This window comes from Pseudomonas sp. P4_C3, assembly GCF_056402075.1.
In genome coordinates this window covers 1-3629 of record NZ_JBFUIC010000366.1, presented here as the reverse complement: position 1 = coordinate 3629, position 3629 = coordinate 1, and the positions used below count along the sequence as shown (strand labels likewise).

Annotated in this window: 3 protein-coding genes; 1 reads left to right on the top strand and 2 read right to left on the bottom strand. The window is 55.2% G+C overall.

Translation table 11 applies throughout. The annotated features are described in order from the left end of the window. A partial coding sequence (locus AC1DVH_RS27650) for a hypothetical protein (RefSeq protein WP_477756469.1) occupies positions 1–669 on the bottom strand: 669 nt, incomplete at its 3' end. Between the two features lie 831 nt (positions 670–1500). Between AC1DVH_RS27650 and AC1DVH_RS27645 the strand changes: the two genes are divergently transcribed. After that, positions 1501–2676 (top strand): sensor histidine kinase, encoded by a 1176-nt coding sequence (locus AC1DVH_RS27645; protein WP_477756468.1) that lies wholly within the window; start codon positions 1501–1503, stop codon positions 2674–2676. A 230-nt stretch (positions 2677–2906) separates the two neighbouring features. On the opposite strand, the gene AC1DVH_RS27640 is transcribed toward AC1DVH_RS27645, so the two are convergent. Then, the coding region (locus tag AC1DVH_RS27640; RefSeq protein WP_477756467.1) for an MFS transporter at positions 2907–3629 on the bottom strand (723 nt) is incomplete at its 5' end.

Here is a 3629-nt window from a genome sequence, read left to right as displayed (position 1 = left end):
CTTGTCGTTGTCTTTCGCCTTGTCGTTGTCTTTCGCCTTGTCGTTGTCTTTCGCCTTGTCGTTGTCTTTCGCCTTGTCGTTGTCTTTCGCCTTGTCGTTGTCTTTCGCCTTGTCGTTGTCTTTCGCCTTGTCGTTGTCTTTCGCCTTGTCGTTGTCTTTCGCCTTGTCGTTGTCTTTCGCCTTGTCGTTGTCATGCGCATTGCCCGGGCCTCTGTTCCCGGCCATACCACCATGGTCAGCGTCGCCGCGCCCCGGGCCTCCATGACCGTCAGCGCCATGGCCTGCTGCACCATGATCGCCACCCTCTCCATGGTCGCCGCCACCGTGACCGGCACCGCCGGCACCACCGCCATCACCACCGTGACCGCCACCTCCGGCACCACCGCCGTCACCACCGTGACCGCCACCTCCGGCACCGCCGCCGTCACCACCGTGACCGCCACCTCCGGAGCCTCCACTACCGGAGCCACCGCTGCCACCACCGTGGCCGCCACCGCCTTCGCCGCCGTGACCACCGCCTCCGGAGCCACCGCCACCGTGACCACCGCCACTGCCGCCATCTTTGGCATRMACGCTGGAGAAACTACYGATGTAATCGGGCACCAGGACAGTCGATGCCGACAGGACTCCGCCAATCGCCAGAGCCAATAAACATTTTTTGAGCTGCATGTTGCAACCTCCGCTTGGAGTTGCGTCGTCATCTCCGTATCGAACGCAATGTCCAGTGAGTTCCCGGTCGCCCATTGGAGCGGCCAGCCAACCGGCTCGGTCATAAATCTGCAGCATTAACGAGCAACTGCGGTTTCCGCACGATCCTTCAAAGCCAGTCAGTATCGTTACGCGGGAAATATTCCCACGTTTGTGTTAGATGAGTGCTTTCAGCCCGAGTTCAACAAATCAGTATCAGGACCAAGGCATGCGTTGAGCAAAAACTTCAACCTGACCCATTGGAGCATCGCCCCTCAGCCGATCGGCTGGTTTAACGAGATGAGTTTTTCAATGGGATAGACCAGGAGTCTGGCATTCGGATTTACCTAGGGAACCCGGGTCGAATCAAAGAGCCAGTCATGGCGCTGGCTCGCCTGCCCGTGCTGGCATAGAGCGACTGATCGGGGCCGATTTCTGCCTTTGGCCAGCGACAGCTTTGGGTTTGCGGCCTTCGCGACAGGTAGCAATCGGCCGACTCTGTTGAAAAAGTCGGCCATGGTTTGCTCAGCGGAAAAGTGCGCGTCCGAGATTGAAATCYTTACTTTGSGCAGAGGSTTCCGGATTCAGATTTCACGTAGAAGCGTGCAAAAAAGGCGTTTTCACCGGTCAATGATCAGGCAGTTTGGGCGGACCGACTTTTTCAACAGAATCGGCCATAAACGGTCATTCACAGCTGGTGTACCCCCCCGAATGTCGAGGCCAATCACTGCGAAAGGGGTAAATTTTGAGGGTCCTTGCGCGAATCGTACCTATAATTTTTCAGATATCGGCCCCATTGGTCAGTGAATACAAATGCCCGCAGATGACGAGTCGCAGCCCGGTTCTGACGTTCTCTTCGACGAAGCTGACTGCGGCTTACTGCTGACCGCAGAAAATGGCGAGATCGTACAGGTCAACCTCACGTTCTGCCGTTGGTTAGGCTACCGGCGAGAAGAGCTGCTCGGTCGTCACATCCAGGACTTGATGAGCCTCGAGGGAAGGACGTTCCACAAGATGTACTGGGCGCCCCTCATGCAGATACAGGGCGTCGTGGCTGACGTGAAGTTCGATCTGGTTCACTACAACGGACATTCCATTGCATTGATGCTCAGCGCCATCAGCTGTGAGCATTCTGCTGGCATATTTCATGAAATGACGCTGTTCAAAGCCGCGGCTAGCCAAAGGTACGAGCGCGAACTGCTCAATGCCCGAATGCTTGCCGAAAGGCATTTGGCGAAACACCTCAAGGACCAACGCGTACTGGATATGACCCAGGACAAGTTGCGTATCACGTACGCTGCGGCTGAAGACAGAGCCCTGTTCGCCGAGCAGCTTATTGGGATTGTCAGTCATGACCTGCGCAACCCATTGTCGGCGATAAAAATGGCGGCGGAACTGCTGGGCCGCAGGGCGATGGATGCTAAACAAGCACAAATACTTGGCCACATCACACACTCGGTAGAGCGCGCACAGCGTCTGGTGGCCGATCTGCTGGATTTCACCTTGACGCAAGTCGGGCGAGGTATCGCAGTCCTGCCCAAACCCGTTGATCTACACGAACTGGTGGCCGATTGCCTGGACGAGTTGAGCCTGGCTTTTCCCGGGCATAAGTTGACCCATCTGCGGTATGGGCAAGGTGATTTTTCTGCCGACAGTGATCGGCTCTATCAGCTCATCGGCAACCTGGTCGCCAATGCAGTCGCTTACGGCGCCGCCGATAGCGAAGTCACCGTTTCTACACGCGTTGAAGATCAAGCGGTCATTATTACAGTGCACAACTTCGGTACTCCCATACCACTGGAGTTGCTCAAGGACTTGTTCGAACCGATGATCCGTGGCAGTCATGACAATRCCGAACTCAGAAGTGTCGGGTTGGGTCTGTTCATCGTTCGGGAGATTGTAAGGGCGCACTACGGCGAAGTGGCTGTAACTTCTACTCTCACCGCCGGTACAACATTCACTGCAACCTTTCCTCGCACCTTAAATTAGCTTGGATTGCCCCTCACTCAGCCCCATCGCCCGTCCATTACTAGCCGACGATAGCCTGGCGGACTGGCCGCTATACTGGATCGTTTTATACACTTCACGACAGGCAATGGTCGGCCAGAAACAGCCCTTCACCGCCAAGGTCGAATGCGCATAGAACCGGAACAACGGGTGACGCCTAAAACGGTAAGCTGTTCGTTCAGAACCATTTGTTTTGCTTTTTTTGGTTGCGCTTACTGATTCTTGAATAACAGTAAGAACAGAGCTGTTGTGGCAAGCAGCGCACCCGTCAGGAAAGTGCTGTCTGACCCAATGCTTTGCCAAAGCCAGCCCGCAAGAACGCTGGCGATCAGCATGCATACACCACTGACAAGGTTGAAAATACCGAAGGCCGTACCCTTGAGTTCCGTGGGAGCTTTATCTGCTACCAGCGAGGCAAGAATGCCTTGGCTGAATCCCATATGAAGCCCCCACAAGGCAATGCCCAACATCATCGGAATGACAGAACTGGACTGAGCAAGCAGCAAATCCGCCAGGACGAGTAGTCCCATCCCCACACAGAGCAGTTTGGTGCGACTGATGCGATCAGATAGCCAGCCGACAGGATAAGCGGACAGCGTATAAAAAAGTGCCATCACCACCATCACCAGTGGAGTCCAAGTGATCGACAGGCCTGTCTGTTGCGCCCGTAATACCAGAAACGCCTCGCTGAAACGGGCAAGCGTAAACACCCCTCCAACTATGACAACCCACCAATACCCAGAGGAGAAGTCGTGCAGGACTTTCCAATGAATTGGAGATCGAAATTTGTGTTCACCGGGGAGGTGTGTGGGCTCTTTTACGCCTGTGACAATGAGAGCCACAGCCACCGCTGCCGGAATTACTGCAAACCACAGGACAAGCTGTATATCTGCGAGCCATAACATGAGTACGATGGCCAGAGCAGGGCCAAGAAC